Raw genomic sequence first — 2,362 nt, 5'->3', positions numbered from 1 at the left:
GTCGAGGAGGAACGGGAACGTGTCCTCCTCGTATTCGAGGAGTTCCCGGACGTGGTGTTGGTTGTGCTCCGAGAGCGCGTCGATTTCGATGTCGTCGCCGGGTTCGAGGTCGTGTTCGTCCACGTAGCCGCCCACGTCCTCGTTGCGGGCGTAGATGACCTCCAAGTCCCACTCGTCGGCCCAGTAGTCCACGAAGTCGTGAATTTCCTGGAAGTGCTGGTAGTGGTCGATGAACACCGCCGGAGGGACTTCCAAGTCGTAGCGCTCCGCGACTTCCTTGATGAAGTAGAGCGTGAGCGTGGAGTCCTTACCGCCGGTCCACATGACGGCAGGGTTCTCGTACTCTTCGAGACCCTTGCGCGTGACGTCTATCGCCTTCTCGATTTTGTCTTCGAGCGAGGGATAGTCTTCGGGGTTCTCGCCTTCGCCGTCCGTGTAATCCACGTCGAGGTAGTCGGGGAAGTCGTTTGCCATGACGTGTAATTACATATAATTAGGTCGCTAAAGTGCTTTTCGGCTCGGCGTGAGGAACCATTTAAAATAATCGGTCTGATACGTCTCGTTTTCGAGCCGTGGCTCACACGACGAGGGGCGGCGGCAAAAATCGAACGGTCAGTTCTCGCGGGCGAATCCGTGCGAGATGGAGTTTGCATCGATGGGAGGACGGGGAACAGGACGACGATTAGCTGATGAACTTGTTGTCGCGCCAGTTCACGCCACTGGACGAGGAGTTTTCGTTTCGCGGTCCTTCGACGACTTCGATGGACGCCGGGCGGTCGTCGCCATCGACGATTCGGGTGGCTTCCAGTTCGCCACCGACTTCGGCGATGGCGGTCAGCGTGCCCTTCTCGGCCTTTCGCGCGATAGTGCAAAGCACCTCGAACATCGGATACTGCACCGCGCTGTTCTGGAGCACCGTCTCGCGGTCGCCTTTGAACGCGGCCATCTCGATGAGTTCGCCAGTCGGTTCCTCCTCTTCTTCCTCTTCCGGAGTCCCCCATCGGGGCGCGTTGCGTCGCGCCTCCTCCTCCTCGGTGAAGACGCGCGTCTCGGAGACGCTGGCTTTCAGTTGCGCGGTCGGCGTGTACTTGCTGATGCTCTCGTCCGAGGAAACTGCGCTGATGATGAGAGTGTTGTTCCGGCGGGTGATATCGACGCTGTCGATTCCGTCCGGTAGTTCTGGGTCACTTTCGAAGTAGTCGTAAACAGTTTCAAGCGGCAATTCGAGCGTCGAGTGTAGTCGGTATACCTGGCTCATTTGTAGTCGTGAGTTCCGTCTCCCGTCGGCGGTACGTATTTGTGTACGCGCCGCGCACTTATAGGGTCTACTCTTTCAATTGCGCGTGCAACCGACGGACTGACGTCAGTCCGTTCGAAGTGTCGATTCGAGTTCATTTCGTTCGTCCATCTCGGCGAGGATGTCGCTTCCGCCGATGAATTCGCCGTCCACGTACGTCTGCGGTATCGTTTCCCAGCCGCTGTGACTCGACAGCGCCTCGCGGTAGGCATCTAGGTTATCGAGTACGTTCACCGTCTCGAACTCGTCTCCGAGATGTGCGTCGAGGAGTTCGACCGCGCGCATGGAGAAACCGCACTGCGGCATGAGGCGCGTTCCTTTCATGAAAAGCACGACGTCCTCGTCCGCGATGGTAGAATCGACCCGTTCCTCGACTTCCTCGGCCGATAGCTGTTCGCCGGGTGTGAAGGTCATACCGTTGCGTAGGCACCCACGCCGCAAAGAAGTTGCGCCCGCGTCACGCCGTGCCGTTGACGGGACGGTAGCGAGCGAAGGAACTGCCGTCGTTTTCGACGGTCGTCACCGTCTCGCCGTCGATGACGACGGTTATCGTGTCGTAATCGCGCGGCACCGTAACGGCCGCGTCGATGGTCGTCTGCGGCTGACAGTCGTCCAGCGGCGACCCCTTCTTCGCCGATGCGGAGCGGTCGGGACTCGTCTCGATGCGGAGGAAATAGTCCCCGTCCGCGCCGGACTCCAGCGTCGCGTTCACGTCGATGACGGTCGCCTCGTGCGCGATGGTGTCGTTAAACGAGACAGCCATCACGTCGTGAATCGGTTGCTGGCCGACCCAGCCGCCGGTATCGACCGTCGCCGAACAACCCGTCCCGGTAGCGGTGACGAGGGATTCGGACGGTATCTCGACGCCGTTCCTCGCGTTCGCGGGAAAACCGAACAGCGATGACCCGGCCGAACCGAGGACGAAGCCGACGACCAAACTGAGGGTGAGAGTTCCGACGAGAACCCGTCTGGAGGTCATACTCCGGGAGTTACCATCGAAAAATAAATGCTTTCTGCCGCGGGTCCGGGTCGGTTTTCGTGACGCTACTCGTCGCTGCCGACGCC

The 2,362-nt window shown here is 59.8% G+C and carries 4 protein-coding genes; all 4 read right to left on the bottom strand.

From position 1 onward, the window contains the following. Positions 1–474: phosphoadenosine phosphosulfate reductase family protein (locus BG842_RS10380; protein ID WP_175424121.1), on the bottom strand; the 474-nt coding region annotated here is incomplete at its 3' end. Positions 475–682: 208 nt separating this feature from the next. Further along, positions 683–1,258: a hypothetical protein gene (locus BG842_RS10375; RefSeq protein WP_018128944.1), complete on the bottom strand. Its 576-nt coding sequence runs from the start codon at positions 1,256–1,258 to the stop codon at positions 683–685. Between the two features lie 105 nt (positions 1,259–1,363). Next, on the bottom strand, positions 1,364–1,711 hold the full coding sequence (locus BG842_RS10370; protein WP_069450675.1) for a glutaredoxin: 348 nt from the start codon (positions 1,709–1,711) through the stop codon (positions 1,364–1,366). A 43-nt stretch (positions 1,712–1,754) separates the two neighbouring features. Next, positions 1,755–2,276 (bottom strand): hypothetical protein, encoded by a 522-nt coding sequence (locus tag BG842_RS10365; RefSeq protein WP_069450674.1) that lies wholly within the window; start codon positions 2,274–2,276, stop codon positions 1,755–1,757. Positions 2,277–2,362: the final 86 nt, after the last annotated feature.

The sequence above is a fragment of the Haladaptatus sp. W1 genome (assembly GCF_001723155.1).
Lineage (GTDB): Archaea > Halobacteriota > Halobacteria > Halobacteriales > Haladaptataceae > Haladaptatus > Haladaptatus paucihalophilus.
The sequence above is the reverse complement of the archived record's forward strand: the minus strand, read 5'-3'. Positions and strand labels throughout refer to the sequence as shown.